This is a genomic window from Rubripirellula reticaptiva (genome assembly GCF_007860175.1).
Classification (GTDB): domain Bacteria; phylum Planctomycetota; class Planctomycetia; order Pirellulales; family Pirellulaceae; genus Rubripirellula; species Rubripirellula reticaptiva.
Genome location: NZ_SJPX01000002.1, coordinates 1332221 through 1355968, shown reverse-complemented (window position 1 = coordinate 1355968; position 23748 = coordinate 1332221). Strand labels below are relative to the sequence as shown.

Genomic DNA, 23748 nt, shown 5'->3' with positions numbered 1-23748 from the left:
TTGTTCGTCGTCGGGGACGGTGCGTCAACGAATCCAACCTTGCCGTCTATTCGAAAAGTGCTTTGGCGAACGATGCGGCGTCGAACTTGGCGATGTCTTCGATTCCTTCGCCGAGTCCGACAAACTTGACCGGTAATTGGAACTGTTCGCGGATCGGCAAGATCACGCCGCCTTTGGCGGATCCGTCCAGTTTCGACAATACGATTCCGGTACAGCCGGCTGCGTCGCTGAACCCACGGGCTTGGCTGATTGCGTTTTGTCCGGCGGTCGCATCGAGTACCAGCAGGACTTCATGCGGCGCCGCTTCGATCTTTTTGCCAATCACTCGGCGAATCTTGTCGAGTTGCTGCATCAGGTTGGTTTGCGTCTGCAGTCGACCGGCGGTGTCGATAATGGCAACGTCGGCGCCCATTTCAACGGCCTTTTCGACGGTTTGAAAAGCGACGCTGGCCGGATCGGCTTCGGGTTTGCCGGTCACGATTTCACATCCGATGCGGCCGGCCCAAACAGTCAACTGCTCTACCGCAGCGGCTCGGAAAGTATCGCCAGCGCCCAAGACCACTTTGTGACCGGTCGAATGCAGGTGATAGGCCAGTTTGCCGATCGAGGTCGTTTTGCCGCTGCCATTGACCCCAACGACCAGGATCACGGTGGGGCCAGATTCGGCAAATTGGATATCGGTGGATTCTTGCGACAATCGTTCGCTGGTCTGTTGGGTGATCGAGTCCAATACATCGGGAAGGTGGACCACCCGAGCCCGAAAGCGGCGTCCGATGTCGTCGCGGACCGCTTCGGCCGACGACACACCCATGTCGGTGCCGATCAGACGCGCGAACAGTTCGCCAAGGAATTCGTCGTCGACCAGGCGTCCTTCGCTTTTGAAGAGGTCTCGAATGTCGGTATTGAGCGCCTGGCGAGTTTTCGTCAGCGCGTTTCGCATTTTCGAAAACACGCCGGTTTCTGGCTCGGGGGTCTTGTCTTCGGTCTTCTTGGAATTCCAGAACGCCATAGGAGCAATCACATTGGTCAGGGAACTATCAGGCTCGATCAACTGTCAGGCGAGGCACGTTGGTGCGGGAACGCCTGAATCACCCAGTTTGACGCAAGTTCGAGCAGTTCGGTAGGGCCGTTGACCAAGCGGTGGCTTGGTGACCCCCGTGTGCACGCTCGTCGTATAGTTCCGCTAATCGGTACAGCTTACCGAAGTCGGGCTTCTTTCTTAACGAGTGGACCTTTCCCGACGGGAATTCGCCGATCATTCGGTGCGACCCTTCCGATGCTTAGAAGTAGCGCGGCGTTGGATTGATTTGCGGAATGTCAGGCGGTATTGCCTCGCATGACGTGAAAGAGACTCCGATGAATACTTTCGATGACAGATCGTGGGTTGGATAGCCAGTCGCCAGTAGATCGGCGGATGACACTGACAACGAGCAACCGGTCAAAGGAGTGTTCCTTTGATCTCGTCGATCCAAGATGGATCGGTCGGGCCCATTTCAAACGAGCCGTTTTTGCGGCAACCCAAAACGGATAACTGGGGAGTTAAATAGCAATGAAGCTTAGTAAATTAGCACTGGTCGCTGCGCTTGCTTGTGGTACCTACGCCGGCAACGCGTTTGCAGATCAGACAAACGATATTCAATTGGTTTCGCATTGTGCAGCAGCTTGCGACTGCGGCGAGCCAGCTTGCGGTTGCGAGTCAATCGACACCTCTTGCGGTTGCGGCGATAATAGCTGTGACGGCGGATGCTCGATGGGCTGCGACAGCGGTTGCGATTCGGGAAGCTGCTTGAGCGGCTTGGCCGACTTGGGTAGCTGCAGCGATTGCTGCTTGGGCGACCCCTACACTTTGTTCGGCGAACACTGTGGATGGTCGGCTGGCGGTTGGGTCCAAATGGGCTACCACAGCAAGGGTAACGGACTGTTCAACAGCCGTCCCGACGAGTTGCAGTTGCAGCAGGCTTGGTTGTACGCCGAGAAGGCGATCGACACCAGCAATGGTTTCGATATCGGTGGTCGTATCGACTATCTGTACGGTACTGACTCGCAAGACACTCAAGCATTCGGTACGGGCACAGGCTACGACAACGGTTGGGACAACGGTCCTGATTATGGTCATGCACTGCCACAGTTGTACTTGGAAGCTGGTTACGGAGACCTGTCGGTCAAGCTCGGTAACTTCTACACCATCATTGGTTGGGAAGTCGTTGGCGCGACCGGAAACTTCTTCTACAGCCACGCTTACACGATGTACAACAGCGAGCCTTTCACGCACACCGGTGCTTTGGCGACCTACAATGCAAGCGATGACCTGACCATTTGGGGTGGATACACCACGGGTTGGGACAGTGGCTTTAACGATAACGGCGACGCGTTCTTGGGTGGTTTCTCGGCCGGTTTGACCGACGATCTGACCTTGATCTACACGACCACTTTCGGTCGTTTTGGTGAAGCCCGGTACGGTGCCGACGAGCGTGGATACATGCACTCGATCATCGCTGACTATGCCGTTAGCGATAGCGTCCAGTACATTTTCCAAAGCGATTACTTGGACACTGAAGACGTGGCTGGCGATACCGTTCGTGAAACGTTCGGCATCAACCAGTACCTGATCAAGACGCTTAACGACTGCTGGGCAGTTGGTGGACGTTTCGAGTGGTGGAATGCTGACTTGGCCGCCGGAAATGCCAGCGACGTGTACGCTTTGACCTTGGGTGCAAACTACAAGCCGCACGCCAACGTCATGGTTCGACCTGAAATCCGTTGGGACTGGGACGACGATCAAATCGCCGGCTTGGAAGACGGATCTGACCAAACAACGTTTGGAATCGATACGATCTTCACGTTCTAAGCATTTGCCGAATCTCAGTCGAAAAGGTCACAGAGGGAGGCCCAAGCGATTCTCCCCGACGTTCTCGGCATCTCAGGTGGTGTGATCTCTTCTGCTAAACAACGACCCGGCCGCCCTTGAAAAAGGGCGGCCGGGTTTTTTATTGGCTTGATCCAGACGGTGATTGCGTCCTGATTCATCTGCGGTCTACCGCCCGCCTGCCGCGAAAGGTCTCCTGACCGGCAAACTTTACCAGCGAGTGTTAAAACGGGTGGTTTCGGTTATTTGGCTTTTTCGGGAAGGTTGGATTTTGACGAAAGCGCGAGCCGATGACTGTTGCAGCAGCCCGGTGCTAACCAAACAAGAACGCCGGCAATGAAACATGGATGGGAGTCCAGGACGAATGAGACTTAGCAAATTGGCGTTCCTCGCCGCCCTTTGTACTGGCACTGTCATCGGCGCCGGCGTATCCGATTCGAACGCTTGGGGGCAGTCGCCCGCGGACGATTCGTACGGATTTGAATCTGTCGGATCCGGGGTTTCCCAGGTCAGCTACTGTGATTGCGGATCGCCCGACGGATCCTGTTCCGGCGGGTGCGGCAGCGGCGACTGCGGCATGCCGGTGGAAACCTGCGACAGCGGTTGCGGAAATGGCGACTGCGGTGATGGCAGCTTGTTTGATCAAGGCATCCTTAACGACGATAGCTGCCTTGGCGATCCCTACAAAATTCTCGGCGAAGCCTGTGGAATTTCGATGGGCGGATGGGCCCAACTGGGATACCACAACAAGAACTTGTCGTCGTTCAACAGCCGCAAAGACGAGTACCAACTGCACCAAGCATGGGTGTACGCCGAAAAGGCGATCGACACATCAGGCGGTTTCGACATCGGCGGACGCATTGACTACCTCTACGGTACCGACGGTCCTGACACTCAAGCCTTTGGTGTCGATACCGGCAGTTGGGATACTGGCTGGGACAATGGCCCCGACTATGGACATGCGTTGCCTCAGGTGTATTTGGAAGCCGGCTACGGCGACTGGTCCGTCAAGGTCGGACACTTCTTTACCGCCATCGGTTATGAAGTCGTGCCGGCGACTGGCAACTTCTTCTATAGCCACGCTTACACGATGTACAATTCTGAGCCGTTCACGCACACCGGTGCGATGATCACGTACAGCATGAGCGAAGATGTCGACGTGTTCGGCGGCTACGTGATGGGCTGGGACAGCGGATTTGATGACAACGGTGACTCAGTTATGGGCGGTACAACCGTTCAATTGACCGACGACATCAACATCACTTCGACGTTGATCGCTGGTCGTTTCAATGACCGGGCTGGACGGTCCGAACGAGGCTTCATGTCGTCGACGGTCGCACAGGTTCAACTGACCGAAAAGCTGAGTTACGTTTTCCAAACGGACTTGCTTGACACTGAAGATGCCGCTGGCAATACCGATCGCGAAACGTTCGATATCAACCAGTACCTGTTCCGCACGATCAACGACTACGTTCAAGTTGGCACCCGTTTTGAATGGTGGCAAGTTCAAGCCGACAGCGCTGGCTACGGCTTGCCGGCCGGTGCGATCGGTGACTACGACGTTTACGCGATGACGTTGGGCTTGAATGTCCAGCCTCACGCCAACGTGATGGTTCGCCCCGAGATTCGTTGGGATTGGGTGGACGGCAACAAGAACCGTCTGGCCGCCGCTGACTTCGCCTTGTTGGAAGACAACTCTGGCGACCAAACCACGTTCGGAATCGATACGATCTTTACCTACTAAAATCGAATGAAGACAAGTCGGTCCATGCCCTCGCCGGGCGGCGACCGGCCATCACAAAGTTTCAAAAAGCCCGCTTTCGACATCGTCGGAAGCGGGCTTTTTCTGTTTCGACACTGTGTTCGATTTTGTGTTTCGACGCAGTGTTTGAAATCTGGCGTCGAAGCAGTCTGGATAGCCCGTTTCGGCTGCCCATAATCAGGGCATTCGTGCTGCGGGTGCCTGCGTGCCAGGCAACGTCAAGCGTGGTAATCGCGTGAATCGCCGTGACCGGAAAATTTCTGTTTTTTCTAAAGCCTTTCGTGTAAAGGGCTTACGCGGCAGATTTTTGCCGCTTGATAAGTGTTGGCCCGCTTCTTGCGTTGTCGGTCCACTCAAGCGAGCAAAAGGATCCAAAGCGTCGCACAATTGGCTCACGAGCATATCTGAAGATGGCCCGGGCAGGAGTTAATGGTGAGAAAGACTGAGGTGAGCTCGCGTCACCCAGGCGGCTGTCGGGGCGTTGTTGCCCCGCCGCTCAGTCCAATTTTCAATTTCGATACAGAAGGTGAGTTTAGAATGTTCGATTGGTTGCGAGCACCACTATTTACGTGTTTGATCCTGGGAGGGATCCTAGGCGTCAACATCGCGTTGGCCCCACAATCTATGGCGCAGGATGCCGCAGCCGCAGAGTCGGCTGAAGTAGCTGTGGCAGAAGAAACTCCGGCAGAGGAAGCCGTTGAAGATGCTGACTTGGGCGTCGGCTACGCGTTGGACAACGCAGTCTTGTTTTTGTGTGCCGTTTTGGTGCTCTTCATGCAAGCTGGATTCGCCATGGTCGAAGTCGGCCTGAACTCGGCCAAGAACACGATCAACATTCTGTCGAAGAATGTGATGGACTTGGCTGTGGGAGCGTTGTTGTTCTTTTTCGTTGGCTTTGGATTGATGTATCCAGGCAGTTACGGCGAAGTTGATAACGCCTACTTTGCCTTCGGCGGCAGCGGAATTTATGACGCAGCGGCTGATCGCACCTTCTCGCCTCAAGTGGACTGGTTCTTCCAAGCTGTCTTTGCTGCGACTGCAGCGACGATTGTTTCGGGTGCAGTTGCTGGACGCATGAAGTTCACCGCTTACTTGGTCTACAGTGCTCTGTTGACAGGCTTGATTTATCCGATCAGTGGCTACTGGAAGTGGGGCGGCGGCTGGTTGATGCAGTTCGGCGATTTGGTTGACGGCGAATACACGATGGCTTTCCAAGACTTTGCCGGATCCGCAGTCGTTCACGCAGTCGGCGGTTTCGCTGGCTTGGCTGGTGCAATGATCTTGGGCCCACGTCTGGGTCGATTCACCGCTGACGGCAAGAGCGTGCCACTGCCCGGTCACAACATTGCATTTGCTGCACTTGGAGTGTTTATCCTGTGGGTGGGATGGTACGGATTCAACCCAGGTAGCCAACTGGCTTTCCAAGGAACCGGCGACATTGACGCAACAGTCTTCATCGCGGTCAACACAACGCTCGCCGCTGCCGCTGGTGCGGTGATAGCGACGGCACTTAGCTGGGCTATGTTTAGCAAGCCTGACCTAACGATGAGCCTTAATGGTGCACTCGGTGGCCTGGTTGGCATCACGGCTTGCTGCGACGCTTTCTCGAATGTCTGGTCAATCGTTGTTGGCGGCGTCGCCGGTGCATTGGTGGTGTTGGGTGTGATCATTCTTGACAAGGCCAAGATCGATGATCCCGTCGGTGCATGGCCCGTTCACGGACTGTGCGGTGTCTGGGGCTGTCTGTCGCTCGGACTGTTGCCCAACACACACCTTGAAAGTGGTGCGACCAGCTTGATGGTTCAGCTGATCGGAACCGTGTCGATCTGTGCGTGGTCGTTCGTCACGATGGGGGGACTGTTCTTGGTGCTGAAGGCACTTGGGATGTTGCGAGTCACCGCCGAAGAAGAAACTGCTGGCTTGGATATCTCTGAGCACGGCATGCACGCTTACCCATCGGACGCCGTTTCCGGCGGTGCGGTGATCTAAGCAAACGTCTACCCACCGCTGCTCTGTCACCATCGATCGTCTTGATCGGTGGTGATGGGGCGCCCGTGGTACGAAAGTAAAATCATTGATCGGAAGGTTGATGACCAGTAAGTCGGGGAATCTAGAAAGCTTCTTGGCTCTTGCCTGGGCCAGAAGACCCCAGCTCGGGCGGGCGTCCGCCTCGCTCGCTCGAGTCTGGGATTTTTTAACTGGGTGATCCGAGATGCTTTCTTGACCGAGCCCGTTCCTGATTTTCAGGAACGGGCTCTTTTTTTAGACCAACGTGAGTTCATCGCTGGCGGATCGTTGCTGGTAGATCGTTACTCGCTGACGGCGCATGGTCGACCGAGCTCTGGGCGTCTAGAATCGGCTATGACTTGCCCTCGTTTTTTTGTGTTGTCCTACTGACTGAAAATGCCGTGAAGTTCGTTATCGCTATCGTCCAACCGGGAAAACTTGAATCTGTCAAGGAAGCACTTAGCAATGTCGAGGTCGTTCGTTTGACGGTGCTTGACTGCCAAGGATTTGGTCGACAACGGGGCAAGACGGGACCGTATCGGGGGCAAGACTCTAGCGTCAATTTGTTGCGGAAAGTTCAATTGCAGATTGCCGTCAACGACGAGTTTGTCCAGCCCACGATCGACGCCATTGTTGCTGGGGGACGTAATGGTCCCGATGGTGAGATCGGTGACGGTAAAATCTTTGTGTTGCCAATGGACGATTGCATCCGAATTCGAACCGGCGAAACAGGAAACGAAGCAATATGAGTGATTCAAAACTGCCGTTGGCTGGGCAAAACGTCTTGATCTTGGTGGGCGAGATCTACGAGGATCTCGAACTTTGGTATCCCAAGCTTCGGCTCGAAGAAGCCGGCGTGGCAACCGTCGTCGCCGGTCCCAAAGCTGCCGCGCACTACAACGGAAAACACGGTTATCCGTGCACCAGCGATGCGGCAATTGACGACATGATTGCCGACGACTTTGACGCGCTGGTTGTGCCTGGTGGTTTTATGCCGGACAAGCTTCGCCGCGACCCAGTTGTCTTGAATTTGGTGCGAGCTTTTGACGTCGCTAAGAAACCGATCGCTGCGATCTGTCATGGTGGCTGGATCCCCATCTCCGCCGGAGTCTACAAAGGCGTCCGAGTGACGGGCTCACCGGGGATCAAGGATGACTTGGTCAATGCGGGTGCAGTCTACGAAGACGCCGAAGTTGTGGTCGATGGTCATCACGTCACCAGCCGACGGCCTGATGATCTGCCTGCGTTCTGTCGCGAACTGATTGGGTTGATGTCCGCCTAAAGTGGATTCGGACACCCACCGATCATGTTCTCCAACGGAACCCATTGATGTCTAAAACTGAAACCTACGCGGCGAAAGTGTCTCTGCCTGTGTCGGTCGACGAAGCGTTCGCTTATCACGAGCGTCTCGGGGCGCTAGTCCGCTTGGTTCCGCCTTGGGAGTCTGTCGAGCTAGAGCATTCAGATCACAGCCTGGCCGTCGGTAGCCGAGTGGTGATGAAGACGAAGATCCTCGGGGTGCCGTTTCGCTGGGTCGCCGAGCACACTCAGTACGACCCGCCCCACCTGTTTGCCGATACCCAAATCTCGGGACCGTTTGCATCTTGGGATCACCGACACGAATTCAGCAGCGAAGGAACTCAGTCGGCGCTGTGTGATCAGATTAGCTATCAGTTGCCGATGGGGGCGGTCGGAAAACTTTTCGGCGCTGCGAAAGCTCGAAGCACGATTGAGTCGATGTTTGCTTTTCGGCATCGATTGACTCACGATGATTTGCAACTGCACGCCGACCGGCCAATCGAACCGATGACCGTGGCGATTTCGGGCAGCTCGGGATTGGTCGGCAATCAGTTGTCGGCGCTCGTCACGTTACTTGGTCACCGTGCTCGATCGATCGTTCGGTCGACGAGCGACAGCGCCGATGATATCGCTGTTTGGTCAAGCGATCAGGAAGCGAGCAAGCTTGGCGAAGTCGACGCGGTCGTTCATTTGGCCGGTAAGTCGATCGCGGACCAACGTTGGACCGAGAAAGTTAAAAAAGAGATTCGCGATAGTCGGGTGATCAAGACGCGCGAGCTTTGCCAGGCACTTGCCAAGCTCGATTGCAAGCCCAAGGTGCTGATCTGTGCTTCGGCAACTGGCATCTACGGTGACCGCGGCGACGAGATATTGACCGAACAGTCGCAGCCCGATGATTCCTTCCTGGCCAGCGTTGCGCAAGAATGGGAGTCCGCCTGCCAGCCGGCCGTCGATGCCGGCATCCGGGTGGTGCACGCTCGGTTCGGAGTCATCCTTTCACCGAAGGGCGGCGCTTTGCAGAAGTCGCTGCTTCCGGCGAAGCTCGCCGGTGGAGCGCTAGGGAATGGCAAACAATGGTGGAGCTGGATCGCGATCGACGATGCCGTCGGTGCGTTGTACCACGCGATCACTGATCCGGCGTTGTCCGGGCCAGTCAATTTTGTATCGCCATCGCCAATCACGAATGCTGATTTTGCCAGCACTCTTGGGCGAGTTTTGAATCGTCCAGCTTTGTTTCCGGCTCCCGCATTTGCTCTTCGCGCGGCGCTTGGCGAGATGGCCGATGCGTTGCTGTTGTCGAGCACTCGGGCCGAGCCAGTTCAATTGCAAAATGCCGGCTACCGTTTCCGGTTCGACGACTTGGAACTGTTTCTGCGATACACACTGGGACGGGATCGATTGGCTTCAAACGCGTGAGCGCGACGTCAGCGTTTGAATGGTTTGCTCGGATCTGAATCAGCCCTTCACAACGTGCGCACCGCGTGCCGGACGACTCGAGAAACAAGTAGGCTTGATTCCAGTTTTGGATTCATAGCTTGTGGTTATGGTTGCGATGACCGCGTCAACGTGTTCGTTAGCAACCAAAGAAACCGTGCAACCTCCGAATCCGCCGCCGGTCATGCGCGAACCATAGACACCATTTTCGCCGCCGATGTCTCTGGCAATCTCGACCAAGATGTCTAGTTCGGGGCAACTGACGTCGTAGTCATCTCGCAGTGAGTCGTGGCTGGCGTATAGCAATTCACCCGCCAATTCCCAATCACTGTTTCGAAAAGCATCCGTCGCTTTCAGTGTTCGATGGATTTCAGTTACCACATGTCTGGCTCGACGAAATTCGGTTTCGTTCAGGCCGACAGCGTCTTTCTGGTTGGCTTGTTCGACGTCGGCCAAGGTGACATCACGCCACGACGTCTTGCCCAGTTTTTTAAGGGCCGATTCGCATTGCGATCGACGAGCCGCGTACTCGCCGTTGACCAACGCGTGCTTGACGTTGCTGTTGGTGATTAGGACTGAAACATCGCTGGCGTTGAACGGAATCCCTTCGACGGTTTCCGAGCAGCAATCGATCAGCATCAATTCGTTTTCTTTACCGAAGACACTGCTGAACTGGTCCATGATCCCACAAGGAACGCCCGCGTAGTCGTGTTCGGCTTTCTGACAAAGCAATGCCTTTTCGCTTTGGCCGAGTGTTCGGCCGGTCAATTGTTCAAGCAGAGTCGCGGTTGCCACTTCAAGTGCCGCACTGCTGGACAGGCCGCTGCCGAGCGGCACGGTCGATCCGACGATCGCATCGAACGCGGGAATCTCTACACCGAGTTGGCGGAACCCGTCCAGGACGCCTTCGACATAACGGACCCAGCTTTCGCTGCCCGGTTGAAGTTCCTGGTCCAACCGGATGACCGCCGATTCGGCCAGATCCATGCTGTATAAATTGGCTTGACCAGCCGGTCCGTTTTCGGGGGCCGGTGCAGCCGCGATCACGACTGATCGTTCGATCGCCAGCGGAAGCACATAGCCGTCATTGTAATCGATATGCTCACCGATCAAATTGACACGTCCGGGCGCCGAGACGACAACGGTTGCTGGCCGGCCATACTGCGATTGAAAATGCTGCTCTACCGTCGCTTGGTAACGAGATGCTGCATCGTTTCCGTCGTCCGCCGACGCAAAGATTGCGGGCGTAGTGTCAGTCGAGTTTAAGGAGTTTGACGGCATGGGATGGTGTGAAGGTGGGAGTAGTCGCTAGCGGGGGGAGCCGGTCGCAGTCAGCGTTAAGTATGAGGCACGTCGCTGAAATACAAACGTGTTGAGTTCTTTTGGTACTCGGCAATATCTTAGTCAACATCAGGGCCGAAAAGCGACAACCTGAAAATCTCGATCGCGGGTGTCACCTTCGACGTTTGCCAGACGAGATCTCACGACATCAGACTCTGCACTGCCAGTTCTGAGAAACGTCGGATACTGGTCGTTTTTCCTCAATGCGGCCTGGGAAATCGACTGTCAGCCCGACTGACTGCCAATCCAGCCATCACCGATCTTGCAGTGGTTTCGTCTTTGGCTGGATTACAGATACATGCCGACAAAGCCTTCAGACGAGTCGCTTTCGGCTTGGATCGTCTTGATACGTTCCTCGGTTTTTTGCAAATCACCAGCGGCGATATAGCGATCAAACTCGACCAGCAAAGCGTGACGGACACTTTCGTTCAAGAACTCGACCATTGGTTCGTTTAGCCACGAACACGTTTCCGTTTTCAGCGTGACACGGACATCGACGGCCCTGGTCTGCAGATCCTTCTCGCCCGTCATCACGGTGCCTTCGAAGGCAAACTCGATTTGGCCGCGAGCCGGGTCGTTGGTCAAGTGATAGATGCAGGTCCCACGATGCAAATAGTACGTGTTGTGCGTGCCGTGCATTTTCATCGCCTCTTTGACTCGCAGTACAAACTGCTCGTAGGCGGGTGACGCATCGACTGGGACGTCCATTCGAGTCACGCTTCGCAGCGGAAGGCAATCGAATTCAACCTCTACCCATTTGCCCGTCGTACCTGTCATGACTGTCAATTCTCTGCACAAGTTAAAGTTGGTCAAACAACGATCCCATTGTACCGAAAACTGGCGACTAGCGGGCCGTCGTCAGAACGTTCACGCTCTGTTCGACCGATCGGTGAATCCGGTCGAGTTCCTGTTCGAGTTCCAGATTTTCGCGGTGCAGACGCGACATCTCTTTTTGAGTGGATTCGACGTTCGTCTTCAACTCAGTCATGTAGTCGTTGATGGCGCTGGCTTCGATTTCGAATTGCTTCAGGTCTTGTTCCAACTTGACTTTGATGTCCTGGTTGGTGACTAGCATCCCGTTGCTCTTGTCGATTGCCTCGGTCAGCACCGTTTGAGCAGTGGAGAGTTCCGATTTGCGGTTTTCCAGTTCGGCCAAACGCAAACGAATGTGTCGCAAGATGAATCGGTAGTCGTTCAAAGGTCGCAAATAGTAGCGGTCAATCAATTTAGCCGCGCCGTCATCCACCAAAACATCGGCCGCGTCTTCCTTGACTAGGATGATGTCGTCCTTTTTGAACTTTACCGAACCGCCATCGCCACGCTGCAATCGACCGTCAACGGCTCGTCCGGTTCCGTCAAAGAAACCACCTTCGAGCGCTCCTCGTTGGTCCGGGCTGTCCACTTCGATCGAGTGATTCTTGAGGAATTGAATTTTGGTCCAACGGCTTAGCGGAGGATCGTCCTGAGTCGCGCGGGTGCCGTCACGCAGATAATTCTTCAGCGTTTCCGGCGAAACCGATTTGCCTAACAGCGATTTGACCAATTCATCGTCGATCCGTCCTAGGTAATTGTCTTCGCTCGTGACGCTGCCTTCGGCAATGAATGGCGAGTGACCATCGAGCGGCAGCAGCTCATAAATCGACCAACTGCGTGCTTTGCCACTGCTGATCGCTTGCAGTTGTGCGGGTTCGAGTGGCCCGGTCGGTGTGACTGTGATTTGGTTCGGTGTGCTTGCAGTGACACGGAACTCACCCAAATAGAACGTTGGGATAAGTGTTTGCAGCTCAGCGTTGGGCGTTTCGCCGAAGCCGTACACCACTAAGTTGACCGGGATCAGCGGGGTCTGGTCGGCAACTGGCGCGGCGGGTTCTTCACCGGGGATGCCCTCAACGTCGGTGTCCGGTCGTGGTTCGACCAGCGTGATTTGGTTGTCGGCTACATTCTTCATTTGAAGATTGCGCCAGCGTCGACCTGCTTCAATGCCAAGCTTTGACAGGCGTTGCGACAACCGACGGACACCCTCGCCCGCCGACGGATCGGCTGGATCGCCGCGCGAGATCAGCCGATGTTCGGCTTCGACGATCGCCGCCTGTTTTTCAAGCTTTTCGTGAACCTTGTGCCATTCTGAACGGCTTTTTAGCACGCCAGCGGTCGGGAATAGGAAAAGGACCGCCAATAGCATGGTGATGCAGACGGGCACGATCTGGAACCAGCGCCAACCAGAGGCAGCTTTCCAGACCATGACGAAGAAGCCGATCAGGAGAACGACCAACAAACCGAGGATGACAAACTTCATAGTCGTTTTGAAATCACCATCGCGGCGAGTGAAAGGGAAAAGCGGCTCCCGCCAGATTTATCAGCGTCCAGTAGTCCGTATCGGAATCTGAACCGCTGAAACCCTCATTTTTGAGCGGTGAACACCAAAAATGGCAGACGAGTGGCGGAAAGTGCCTCCCCGAATACTAAGTTGGGCAATTTGCACCGTCAAGGATTTCTCGGCAAACCTGAGCTCATTGTCTGATTTGATCAGCTCAAGGACCAGTGGAAGCCTGCCAATCGAGACAATTCGCAAGGACCCGAATATTCGGACTAATCGATACTACCGGTCGCCAGTGTCATCAAAAACGGCCGTCAAAGCAATCTAGTCCGGGATCTGATCCGCGAAAACACCGAAATCGAGAGAGTCCGGGACCGGCTGTGCAAATTGTGCCGGTTCATCACACGACAACGATTCCTTGGCTTTCGACGATTGGCCCACCTTATGAACATTCATCGCAATCTAACGGCTGTTGCCCCCATGATGGCGGTCAGCTTGGCAATGTTGGCATCGATCATGGCGGTTTCGACCGGATGCCACCGCCAACAATATCGCAAACAGGCTGATTGCGAGGCCCATGCGTTGATCGCCGAAAAGTCGTCGCACGTCGCCCGCCCGCCGAGCTCACCCGTTCGAATCGATGTGGATCGTCGCAGCCGTATGTTCAATCCGTTCGATTTGGACTTCCAGCCGATGCCGCTGGATGATCCGTCATCGTACCGATACATGCAGTGTGTCGACGGCCGTCGTGGTTACCCGATGTGGGAAGCGGCGGGGCTGACCAATACTTCGGAAAGTCCAGACTGGTGGCAATTCTTGCCGCTCGATGACGACGGCGTCTTGGTGCTGAATCTGGAAAATGCGGTTCAAATCGCGCTACTCCATTCGCCCGACTATCAAGCTCAAGTCGAACAGTTGTATTTGTCCGCGCTGCAGGTCAGCGCCGAGCGATTCGCCTTTGACACTCAGTTCTTCGGCGGTGCCCAAACCTTCTTGACCGCCGACGGGCCGCGCCGGCGAGGTGCAGGGGGCGACAGCAGCACACGTTTTGAAATCGGCCCCAACAGCAATGGTCGGCGAGACTTGGCACTGCAACGAAGCTTTGCAACCGGCGGTGAACTGGTTGCCGGTGTCGCCAACAGCATCGTTTGGGAACTGAGCGGCCCGAACACTCAAAGCGCCACGACGGTTTTGGACTTTTCGCTGATCCAACCCCTGCTGCGCCGTGCCGGTCGTGACCGAGTGCTGGAAGACTTGACGTTCGCCGAACGAGCGTTGCTGGCAAATGTTCGTTCCTTCGAACGTTATCGTCGTAGTTTCTTCTTGAACGTTACCGTCGGCCGAAGCATCGAAAGCACACTGCGCGGCGGCGGTTTTAGCTCTGGCGGATTGGGCAACAACGTGCCGGCCGTCAGCGTCGGGAACGTCGGCAGCGCGGGCGGTTATTTAGGGCTGCTGCAAACCCAGCTGCGAATCCGCAACCAAGAAGAAAACATCGCACGACAAAGTGAGTTCTTGCTGGTGCTCGAAGACACCTTGATTGAATTGTTGACGACGATTCCTGATGACGCTGAATCGATCGTCCGCCAGCGTCTGCAAGTCGCTCAGTCGCGATCTAGTTTGCTGCGTTCGCAGTCGGACTTGGTCAACCAACAAGCTACCTATCAAAGATCGGTCGATGCGTTTTTGCGAACCCTTGGTTTGCCGCCTTACATTTGTGCGAAACTGAACGACTCGTTCTTGGATCAGTTCGAATTGATTGATCGTACGCTCTTGCTGCGCCGCGAAGAACTCAGTGCACTGCGTTCGAAAGTGGGTGTTTTGAATGTCGCGATTCTTGAACGCAACAGTTTCGACATCGATCCCGACACGGACCTGCCCGAGTCGACGCTGCAGTGGAGCGAAGAGCTGGCGAAAACACTTGAAACGCTTCGTGACGAACTAGAACCGTTGGCCGAATTCAATCGAACCTTGATTGCCGACGACTTGCCTGCCGTTGCCAAGGACGTTGAAACCTTCAACGAATCGCTGGCGGAACGGCAAAAGCAAAACGAAGAGTTGATGAAGGTTTACAACACCGAACAGCAAAGCATTTGTGGACTTCTGAACGTCTCGGAAATCGACGAGTCGATCTTCGACATCGACGAGCTCAAGAACCTGGGGCCGCAATTGAAGAGTTCCTACGTTAGGCTGAAAGAGCGGTTTGAATCCTATACTGCCAAGATCACCAAACTGCAGGAACGGCTTGATGAAGTGTTGGACGAAGAGGGGGGCGATTTGGAGCCGGCAAAACTGTCCGAGACCCTGCGTGACGATTTGATTTTGGCGTCTCAAGATTTGTTGTCCAACTTGGGCGACGATGTGTTGGCGTTGCAATTGATCCAAGCTCGTGCTCGTACCGAACGAGTGGTGCTTCCATCGGTCGATATCTCGCCTGAGGCTGCGTTTGAAATCGCACGCAAGAATCGTCGCGACTTGGCCAACGCTCGTGCATCGCTGGTGGATAATTGGCGAGCGATCGAAGTCGTCGCCGATGACTTGGAAAGCACGTTGGATTTGGAATTCAGCGGCGACATGCAAAACGTCGGCAATAACCCGCTGGACCTGCGAACGAACACGGGCCGGCTGCGAGTCGGTTTGCGTTGGGATGCTCCGATCACACGGCTGCTTGAACGAAACGCTTATCGAACAACCTTGATCCGGTACGAACAATCCAAGCGTGACTACTATGGACTTGAAGACGGAATTTGGCAGTTGCTGCGTGCTGAAATTCGTCAGATGCAGGCCAACCGTTTGACGTTCGAACTCGGTCGCCAATCCGTTCGCATCGCGGCTCAGCAAATCGAGTTGAACGCTGACATCCGGGCGATCGGTGATGCCCGCGGTCGCTCGGCCGGCCCGACGGCTGCTCGTGACGCGATCAGTGCACTTAGCGATTTGCTGGATGCCCAAAACGGTCTGCTGAATATCTTCGTCAACTACGAAGTCGTACGACGAGGACTTGACTTTGACTTGGGCACGATGGAAATCACGCCCGAGGGTTTGTGGATCGAACCGGGTGAGCTTTCACCAGAGTATTTACTGACGCTGCCGGGAACAACATCCGGTGGTTTGATCGATGGACAATGCACCAACTGTTGCTTGCCATACAACCCGCTGCCACCGGAACCGAGTTTCAAGAGTTTCTTGCAAACGACATCGGGCGTTCCAACTCAGTCGGACACCGGTATCGCGCCCGCACTGATGATCGAAGCCGGCGGCATCAACGAACTTGTCCCTAGCTCAGTCGAATCGGCAGACTCGGCGGCAGGTTCGGCGAGCATCGAGCCGGTTGACGTGAAAGCGTTGCCGACAGAGTTAACGTTCTAAGAACGCTGTTTCTCGGTTGCCCCGTCTATCCAATGTCCATCGCCGCGAAGCGATCTCGATTCGCGAAGTGTTCCCTGGGTTCGCCGGCGCTCGCGCGGGTGACCTTGGGCTGCGGAATCAAACGCCGTTGGGGTAGGTGTCCTCGGCGGGGGAACCGAGGGCAGTCAAGTTTTGGCACGGTAAGCAAGATCTTGGATCGACGACGATTCGATGAAATTTTGTGACGCAACTTGCCGAACACTGTCGTCGACATTATCGTACTTGGAAGTGTCTTTGGTCGGACCACTCAAACTAAGTCTCGTTCATTCAAACGTAGATCTTCGTGTTCTCACTCCGACCCCTCACGACTGCGCTGCTGCTGGCCCTGGTTTGCCTGGGCCATCTGCCTGTTTGGGTTCATGTGGCAAAGTGCCACGACCCTGCTTGTGTGAGCATCCGGTTTGCTGAAGCTCACACTGCAGCCCATTCACACGGGCACGGCGTGACTGGCTCGCAATCGCATTGTCACCACAGTTGCTTGCACTCTGGCGAGAGCCGTGACGAGGCTGGTGTTGGCGGTGAGGTGAATGCTGTAAGTGACCCGACTGAAGAGCTGCCGCAGCATGATTCGGACACCTGTCCGGTTTGCCAATCACTTGCGACTCCTTGCGGGTTCACAGGGCTTGATTGCAGCGAATTGCCGATGCAACTTCTCGTGCAAGCGGTCTGCCTTCCCTGCGAATCCGACCCGTTTTCCAGTGGTCAATTTCTTCCGCCCGCTCGCGGACCTCCAGGGATGCTTGGCTAAACGTCGCTGCTTGAAGCGTTCCTGCATCACGAAGGTCGCCAAGACTTTCGGGCCGGCTCTATCGTGCAATTCATTTCGGTTGATTCCTCTATCGCAGAGTGGAGTCGGATGAATTTCGCGTGATGTCGGCTGTTTGCTAAACGCTCTCGGTCGCGTCTTCTCGCCCCTCGATTCTGATTCTCCCTTGCCCCGTGGTCGCGCCGCGGGTGGGTGACACTTGGTCCGACCAATTCCTTGGTTCACCGGCCAGCGTGCGCGCTCCACGGGGCTCTTGCTAACACCCTGCATCAAATAGTGGGCCGTTCAATGCTGCCTCGATATCAATCTCGCCGTTGCTCCGGAAACACCCCTTCGCGACTTGCCTTTACGTTGATCGAACTGTTGGTGGTGGTAGGCATCATCGGCGTTTTGGTTGCGCTCTTGTTGCCGGCCGTTCAAGCGGCTCGCGAAGCAGCCAGACGAATGCAGTGCCAAAATCGACTCAAGCAAATCACGTTAGCGATACATAACTACCACGACGTCCATCGAGTCATGCCAACCAGCATGACGGGGGCAGACCAGTTCCCTGGTGGCGCGGGCAGCGGGTTTCACAGTTGGATGGCGAGGATATTGCCGCAGGTCGAAGAACAGGCGTTGCATGACCAAATTCACTTTGACCAAACGCTGGCTGATCGTACCGACTACTCCAACGACGCCGACTACCTGGACTACACGCTGAGTTCCTCGCATGTCGATGCTGAAGCTGCTTCGGCTATCGTTACGACATTTTTGTGTCCAAGTGACCCTGCTTCAGTGCCGCAATTTACGTTGGGCACACAAACAGGACCAGGAAGCTATGCCGGAAACATTGGTTGGCCGCGATCGTCGACTGGCCCTGGTGTAACGACACCGCTGCAAAAACAGAACGGTGTGATTGGGCTGCTCAATCCGGCATCGCCCGACCAATGGCAACAGCCTCGTATTCGGTTTGCCGATATCACCGACGGTTTGTCAAACACAATGGTCGTTGGCGAACGTGTGATCGCTCAGGTCTTCGAAACTCGAGACGCGTTCGGAGGCTCGTCTATTAGTTCCAACACTCCGATTTCGATGCAGTCGTTTTGTGGCGGCGGGTCGACAGGGCGATCGTTATCGAAATGGGTGCGGTATTGCGAAGGAGTGTCGCTAGCTGACGTTTCCTACAGCGTCAGTCACGGGCACGCCTGGATCGCGGGCTGGACCTTTGCCGCCAACCATTTCATGCCGGTGATACCCGTCAATCAAAGGAATTGCCACGTCTACGGCGGGGAAGATGACGGCATGAATTTGGTCACTCCTAGCAGCCATCACTCGGGTGGCGTCCATGTCTCCATGGCCGATGGAAGCGTGCGTTTTATGACCGAAACGATCGATCGCGAACTCTATTGGGCTTTGGGCAGTCGGAACGGAGGTGAAGTGATCAAAGAAACTCCATAGCCAAACAGAACACCCTGTTCCTGCAAACAACGCAATCCTGATTGATCCACCTCTCTGATTTGATAATTACCATGAAAACGAAACTGCTTTGGGTTCTCTCGATACTCTGGTTCCTTCCGTTCACCGCTGCTAATGCCGCCGTCGTTGAATTCGCCTCTGGCCACGGAGACATCGGCTTGGCCTACGAAAATGGCGAGCTGGAACTCCACTATCACTTTGGCGACGGAGCTGTCTTGGGCGGATCTCCCCTTGTAGGTGAAATTGAATATGGTCCAAGTGAGGCCTACGTTCGCGTCGGTGACAGTGCGATGGTCACGACAACTGCTGACGTTTCTTTCCTGGGAACTTTCGCTGGCGATTCCGTTTGGTTGCTGCCTCAATCCAATACTGCCGGGCTGCCGTTCCTGGGCATTGCAGCGGAGGAACTTGACTCTTCCTTCGCCGGTGCAATGCTCAGCATGTCGTCATTTAGCGGCCCGGGCGAGTTCGCATTGTGGCAGGCGGGTGGGATTGGTGGAGCAACTGTTCGTTGGCAAAGCAATAACGGCATTGATAGTACCGATATGCTGAACCTCAGCATCGGCGGTCATGACCACTACAATTACGGTTTCACTGCCGAAGGTATCTATGACGTCGGCGTTACCGCTGTCGCCGATTTCGCAGCGGGCGGTTCGGTGACTGACGTTGGAACGTTTCGTTTTATTGTCGGAGACGCAACTGCAGTGCCCGAACCCGGTTCGCTAGCGATTTTGGCCGTAACAAGTGTTGCTGCCATCGTCACGCGACGGCGTCGCAGAACTGCCGGTTCGTCATTGAACTAAAGTCGCGAACCTAGTTGACTGGCAGTCGAAGGTCGCTAACGGGCCGTTTCATAAGCCCATTTTGCTCGAAGGAATGAAACGTATCAGATTGATTCCAGGATCCTTGGCGATCCGTTACGGTATGGCGGTGGTGGCTGTGGAAGGGCTACGATGCAACGAACGGATCGGCGATTCGATGAAATCGATCGACACACCTTCGGAGCGATGGAATGACGGCGGTAGGTTTTGGACTGTATTTTGTCGCAGTCGTGGGGCTGTTTTTTTGGACGCGAGCGTTCACTTGGACCGAAGCGGACGCTTTGCCTCCGGCGGATAAGAAGCCTGGCTTTGGCGCCCGAATCGATCTGTCGACCGCTGCTCGCGACATGTTCAAGTTCTGGGGACCGCGTGTTCTAGTGGTCGTGTGCTTGGCAAGCTTGGCCGTTCGGATCGTGGTTGGCGATTTTGCCTGGTCGGATTTGATTGTTACCGTTGGTGTGATCGTGTCTTGGCCAATTCAAGAATGGCTGATCCACGCTTGGTTGGAACACCGCCCCCCCATTCGCGTCGGCGGTCGCGAAGTCGAGTTGCTGATCACGAAGACGCATCGGGCCCATCATCGAAACCCTTGGGACCCACGATTCGGTTTAACCACGACCTACTTTGTGATCGCTTTCGTTGGCGGTGTTCCCATGATGTGGGCCGTTCCCTACTTGTTAGGATGGTTGCCGATCGGAGCAGCGATGACTGGCAACTTGATCACATTTGCCCTGATCTTGAACTACGAATGGATCCATTATTTGATCCACACTTCGTATGTTCCCAAGACTCGCCTGTATCGGCGTTTGTGGCGCAACCATCGCCTGCATCACTTTCAAAACGAAAACTACTGGTACGGACTGACGATGTTGGCGGGCGACCAAGTGCTCGGAACTCAACCCAAGAAGAGCCTCGCCGGTCACTCGGATACGGTGATGAATCTCGGCGTCGAAAGTGTTGCAAAGACGGATCCTGTTGCTCATTAATTGTGGATATCAATGTCATCAACTCGGCTCACTTCCACTCGGTCAAGCTGTTAAGATTCGCCTTTTCGTTGGTGGTGCTCGAATCTATTCGCAGTACGCCAATCACAGTGGCGATTTCGGCAAGCGGTCGAAAGCCTTTTGAAACGATCATTTCTTGAGTGGCAACTATGGCTTCGTGTCGATACATCAATGAAGATGGCAAGGTTGAGTACGCGATTTACAGTGACGGAAAAATCTGTCCGCTTCCGCACTTGAACGACAGTAACTTTTTTGAACAGCACCCGGTTTTTGACCCGTCGGGCGAGACTTGGCGGAACGCGCCCAAGGTTTTGTTACCGCCGACGCCGACGCCCGAAAAAATCATCTGTATCGGTTTGAACTATCGTGACCATGCGATTGAAACGGGCGCAGAGATTCCTTTTGAACCGGTCGTGTTTAGCAAGTTTGGAACGGCGTTGGCGGGCCACGGCGACGTGATCCGATTGCCCAAGGTTTCATCTCAAGTCGACTACGAAGCCGAATTGGTGGTCGTTATTGGAAAAACCGCGAAACATGTTTCGGCGGCCGACGCGATGGACTATGTCTACGGGTACTCGTGTGGCCACGACGTTTCGGCGAGAGACTGGCAGAAAGGCCGGCCCGCAGGTCAGTGGCTGCTGGGCAAGACGTTCGACACATTTGCGCCGGTTGGTCCCTGTGTCGTTGCCAAATGTGACCTGCAAGATCCCACAGATTTAAACGTGCGGATGAAGCTAAACGATGAAACAGTCCAAAACAGCACGACGGCCCAACTGATTTTTGATATCCCAGCCTTGATCGCACACTTAACCAAAGTGATGACGCTGAAGCCCGGCGATTTGATTTTCACTGGCACGCCGCCGGGTGTCGGTGCGGCTCGCAAACCGCCCGTCTTCTTGAAGCACGGAGACGTCTGCAGTGTAGAAATCGAAGGTATCGGCATGCTGACCAATACTTGCAGAGACGAGTAGTCGAGCTGCAGACCCGCCGGTGACGCAAAGCAAGGTGATAGCAAATCTTGCAACTTGTGGGGGATCCGAAGCGACATTGTCGCCGGGTGGTCGGATTTGGTATGGCTTCCAGGCAAGCGTCGACATTTTCGTAGGCGTTTTCGCCGCCGTTTACCGGCGCCGTCCCATTTGCCTCGCTTCGGCTGCCTCGGCCAAGGTCATTTCCAACGCGTGAGTCCGGCGACCACGAACGAACCGTTTGTCTTTCGCCCCTCGGCTAATCAGCCGGCGGGGACCTCGGACATTGTCGTTGATACGCGTCGTGAGATCTCCGAAATCGTTCGTGAAGTCGCTGCGGCGGTTCGCAGCGATCGGTCTCGTGCTGAATTTCTAGCTCTGCTAGCCGATCGCACGTTGCGAGCGATGGCGGCTGAAGGAGTCGTGATTTGGCAGCGTAATCCGGACGCGAAACGAATCACCTATCGATGTGTGCATCGCCTGGGACGTGTGACGGATCGAACTCTGCCGGACGAATCGGCTGGCGCTCACCAGCGTTTGTTGGTTGAAATCGGCCACGATGGTTCGCCCGTTGTTGTACCGCCCACGCCGGGCGCAGCGGATTCCGATGTCCCAGCCAATCCTTCCGACGTTCCTGTAGCGCTGGCACCGATCGATTGCGATTCGACCGCCGCAGGTGCTGATATGATCCTGGAAGTCTTCTTGGAATCCGGTGGCGGCGTCGCGACTCAGCGAGGCTATCTGCGATTCGTTGCTCAAATGGCCGACTTGGCCGGTGAGTTCCTAAGGGCCGATCAACTTCGAGTTCTCCGTCGGCGCCAATCGATGGCATCGACGATCGATCAGTTGACGACAAGGATCCATCAAATTTTAGACTCAGCGAAACTGAATGAGTTGATCGTTGATTCGGCGGCCGACGCTTTCGGTTTTGATCGCGTTGGATTGGTGCGGATCGATGGCACGCTGTCGCGAACCAAAGCCACGTTGATCGCCGTCAGCCATGTTCACACAATCGATCAGAAATCACCTGCTGCCCAGCAATTGCGTCACGCGGCCGAAACCAAACTAGCCGCTGATGGGTGCCAATGGCTTGATGGATCCGCCGACCCGGACGCCGAACCAAAACAGGATTCGTTGATCGTTCGTGCGGTCGCTAGCAGCCGTCCTGATGCGAATAAAGAATCATCGTTCCGATTGATCGGATTGCAGACCGCCGATACCCCGGCGATCTCGTCCGAGTCGCGAGACCAGTGGCTGCGTCTGGTCGTTCACGCAGGATTGGCGATTGCGAACTTAGAAACTTCTACGTCATCGTCGTGGTTTTCCGTTGCTAGAATGATCCGCGGCGAAGGTTCCGCATCACCGCTTCGAAAGGCTTTGAAGTGTGGTGCTGCGGTCGCGACTGTTCTCGTCGCTGGTATGATACCGGTCCCCCTGACGGTCGACGCGCCAGCGATTGTGCGTCCTGCGGAATCACAAGTGGTTTGCGCGCCTCGTGACGCAGTGGTTGATTCAATTTCGGTCACACACGGTGACACTGTCACAGCCGGCCAAACTCTGCTGACGATGTCGGACGAGAGGCTCGAAGAACAGCTTGAGGTTCTGCGCAGCTCGCTGAGGGAGTTGGGAGAGAAACGAGCTCGGTTGACCGAGGCGATGATGGACGCGTCATCATCTCAACTTGATCGAGCCAAGCAAACACAAGACGAACGAATGCTGGTGACCGAAGAGATTCAATCGGTCAACGACCAACTCAATGTATTGCTGCGCACGCAACAGAATCTGGTCATACGCGCCGATCGAGACGGCATCGTCGACGCATGGCAAGTCGAGTCGCGATTGCAGTCACGGCCCGTACGTCGCGGCGACGGTTTGATGCGAGTGATCGCGAGCGATTCAGCTTGGTTGGTCGAGGCTCACGTTCCGCAAAACCGTATCGCCCATTTAAACGATCCCGTGGCGCACGTCTCGTTCGATGCCGACCCCGGTCAAGTATTCGGCGCCGAACTGTTGCAGATCGGACCCGCCGTGATCTCGGCTAGCGATCCGGCGCCAGCGACCGCTGCACTGTTGAAGCTCGGCGGACAAGAATGGGAAAGCAGCATTGGGCGAGGGCTTCAAGCTGGCCACCGACATTCGGATCCGTCCGGGGCACCAGCCCGGGTCATGTTTCGGTGTGGCAATCGGCCCGCTGCGTATGTGGCGTTCCAAGACTTGATCCACTGGGTCAGCAGCACAACGTCGCTCTACTTTGCCCGCGAGACTTCGCATTCCGATACTGACAACGCGAGAGACTGATC

16 protein-coding genes are annotated in these 23748 nt (G+C 55.4%); 12 read left to right on the top strand and 4 right to left on the bottom strand.

Features of this window, described 5'->3' with window-relative positions; all coding sequences use genetic code 11:
• Positions 1–46: 46 nt before the first annotated feature.
• A complete protein-coding gene (gene ftsY, locus Poly59_RS11315) occupies positions 47–1009 on the bottom strand; it encodes a signal recognition particle-docking protein FtsY (protein ID WP_146534136.1) in 963 nt (320 codons plus the stop codon).
• A 540-nt stretch (positions 1010–1549) separates the two neighbouring features.
• Here ftsY and Poly59_RS11310 point away from each other — a divergent pair.
• The 6 genes from Poly59_RS11310 to Poly59_RS11285 all read left to right on the top strand — a co-directional run bounded on the left by Poly59_RS11310 (position 1550) and on the right by Poly59_RS11285 (position 9350).
• Complete coding sequence (locus tag Poly59_RS11310) at positions 1550–2848, top strand: outer membrane beta-barrel protein (protein ID WP_146534135.1); 1299 nt, start codon at positions 1550–1552, stop codon at positions 2846–2848.
• A 382-nt stretch (positions 2849–3230) separates the two neighbouring features.
• Positions 3231–4610, top strand: coding sequence for a porin (locus Poly59_RS11305; protein ID WP_146534134.1), 1380 nt, complete (start codon positions 3231–3233; stop codon positions 4608–4610).
• A gap of 642 nt (positions 4611–5252) precedes the next feature.
• Positions 5253–6617 (top strand): ammonium transporter, encoded by a 1365-nt coding sequence (locus Poly59_RS11300; RefSeq protein WP_390621465.1) that lies wholly within the window; start codon positions 5253–5255, stop codon positions 6615–6617.
• Positions 6618–7036: 419 nt separating this feature from the next.
• On the top strand, positions 7037–7384 hold the full coding sequence (locus tag Poly59_RS11295; protein ID WP_146534133.1) for a P-II family nitrogen regulator: 348 nt from the start codon (positions 7037–7039) through the stop codon (positions 7382–7384).
• The gene (locus Poly59_RS11290) at positions 7381–7917 is read left to right on the top strand and encodes a type 1 glutamine amidotransferase domain-containing protein (protein WP_146534132.1); all 537 of its coding nucleotides are present in this window, start codon (positions 7381–7383) and stop codon (positions 7915–7917) included. The genes Poly59_RS11295 and Poly59_RS11290 overlap by 4 nt, the downstream gene beginning before the upstream one ends.
• Positions 7918–7964: 47 nt before the next feature.
• Positions 7965–9350, top strand: a complete 1386-nt coding sequence (locus Poly59_RS11285; RefSeq protein WP_146534131.1) for a TIGR01777 family oxidoreductase — start codon at positions 7965–7967, stop codon at positions 9348–9350.
• A 39-nt stretch (positions 9351–9389) separates the two neighbouring features.
• Here the strand turns inward: Poly59_RS11285 and galK are convergent, their stop codons facing one another.
• The 3 genes from galK to Poly59_RS11270 form a co-directional block, all read right to left on the bottom strand.
• A complete protein-coding gene (gene galK, locus Poly59_RS11280) occupies positions 9390–10649 on the bottom strand; it encodes a galactokinase (protein WP_146534130.1) in 1260 nt (419 codons plus the stop codon).
• A 348-nt stretch (positions 10650–10997) separates the two neighbouring features.
• Positions 10998–11486 (bottom strand): hypothetical protein, encoded by a 489-nt coding sequence (locus Poly59_RS11275; RefSeq protein ID WP_146534129.1) that lies wholly within the window; start codon positions 11484–11486, stop codon positions 10998–11000.
• A gap of 67 nt (positions 11487–11553) precedes the next feature.
• The gene (locus Poly59_RS11270) at positions 11554–13005 is read right to left on the bottom strand and encodes a hypothetical protein (protein WP_146534128.1); all 1452 of its coding nucleotides are present in this window, start codon (positions 13003–13005) and stop codon (positions 11554–11556) included.
• Between the two features lie 465 nt (positions 13006–13470).
• On the opposite strand from Poly59_RS11270, the gene Poly59_RS11265 reads away from it, so the two are divergent.
• The 6 genes from Poly59_RS11265 to Poly59_RS11240 all read left to right on the top strand — a co-directional run bounded on the left by Poly59_RS11265 (position 13471) and on the right by Poly59_RS11240 (position 23746).
• The gene (locus Poly59_RS11265) at positions 13471–16395 is read left to right on the top strand and encodes a TolC family protein (protein ID WP_186776177.1); all 2925 of its coding nucleotides are present in this window, start codon (positions 13471–13473) and stop codon (positions 16393–16395) included.
• Positions 16396–17488: 1093 nt separating this feature from the next.
• Positions 17489–18637 (top strand): DUF1559 domain-containing protein, encoded by a 1149-nt coding sequence (locus tag Poly59_RS11260; RefSeq protein WP_146534127.1) that lies wholly within the window; start codon positions 17489–17491, stop codon positions 18635–18637.
• Positions 18638–18708: 71 nt separating this feature from the next.
• Positions 18709–19458, top strand: a complete 750-nt coding sequence (locus tag Poly59_RS11255) for a choice-of-anchor M domain-containing protein (protein WP_146534470.1) — start codon at positions 18709–18711, stop codon at positions 19456–19458.
• Between the two features lie 209 nt (positions 19459–19667).
• Positions 19668–20462 carry a sterol desaturase family protein gene (locus Poly59_RS11250; RefSeq protein ID WP_146534126.1) on the top strand — a complete coding sequence of 265 codons (795 nt, stop codon included), beginning with the start codon at positions 19668–19670 and terminating at the stop codon, positions 20460–20462.
• A 167-nt stretch (positions 20463–20629) separates the two neighbouring features.
• Complete coding sequence (locus Poly59_RS11245; RefSeq protein WP_146534125.1) at positions 20630–21451, top strand: fumarylacetoacetate hydrolase family protein; 822 nt, start codon at positions 20630–20632, stop codon at positions 21449–21451.
• Between the two features lie 210 nt (positions 21452–21661).
• A complete protein-coding gene (locus Poly59_RS11240; RefSeq protein ID WP_146534124.1) occupies positions 21662–23746 on the top strand; it encodes an efflux RND transporter periplasmic adaptor subunit in 2085 nt (694 codons plus the stop codon).
• The last annotated feature ends 2 nt before the right edge of the window (positions 23747–23748 follow it).

Coding starts and splice junctions, on each gene's coding strand:
- ftsY (WP_146534136.1), bottom strand. CDS start 1,009: ATGGCGTTCTGGAATTCCAAGAAGACCGAAGACAAGACCCCCGAGCCA.
- Poly59_RS11310 (WP_146534135.1), top strand. CDS start 1,550: ATGAAGCTTAGTAAATTAGCACTGGTCGCTGCGCTTGCTTGTGGTACC.
- Poly59_RS11305 (WP_146534134.1), top strand. CDS start 3,231: ATGAGACTTAGCAAATTGGCGTTCCTCGCCGCCCTTTGTACTGGCACT.
- Poly59_RS11300 (WP_390621465.1), top strand. CDS start 5,253: ATGGCGCAGGATGCCGCAGCCGCAGAGTCGGCTGAAGTAGCTGTGGCA.
- Poly59_RS11290 (WP_146534132.1), top strand. CDS start 7,381: ATGAGTGATTCAAAACTGCCGTTGGCTGGGCAAAACGTCTTGATCTTG.
- Poly59_RS11285 (WP_146534131.1), top strand. CDS start 7,965: ATGTCTAAAACTGAAACCTACGCGGCGAAAGTGTCTCTGCCTGTGTCG.
- galK (WP_146534130.1), bottom strand. CDS start 10,649: ATGCCGTCAAACTCCTTAAACTCGACTGACACTACGCCCGCAATCTTT.
- Poly59_RS11275 (WP_146534129.1), bottom strand. CDS start 11,486: ATGACAGGTACGACGGGCAAATGGGTAGAGGTTGAATTCGATTGCCTT.
- Poly59_RS11270 (WP_146534128.1), bottom strand. CDS start 13,005: ATGAAGTTTGTCATCCTCGGTTTGTTGGTCGTTCTCCTGATCGGCTTC.
- Poly59_RS11265 (WP_186776177.1), top strand. CDS start 13,471: ATGAACATTCATCGCAATCTAACGGCTGTTGCCCCCATGATGGCGGTC.
- Poly59_RS11260 (WP_146534127.1), top strand. CDS start 17,489: ATGCTGCCTCGATATCAATCTCGCCGTTGCTCCGGAAACACCCCTTCG.
- Poly59_RS11255 (WP_146534470.1), top strand. CDS start 18,709: ATGAAAACGAAACTGCTTTGGGTTCTCTCGATACTCTGGTTCCTTCCG.
- Poly59_RS11250 (WP_146534126.1), top strand. CDS start 19,668: ATGACGGCGGTAGGTTTTGGACTGTATTTTGTCGCAGTCGTGGGGCTG.
- Poly59_RS11245 (WP_146534125.1), top strand. CDS start 20,630: ATGGCTTCGTGTCGATACATCAATGAAGATGGCAAGGTTGAGTACGCG.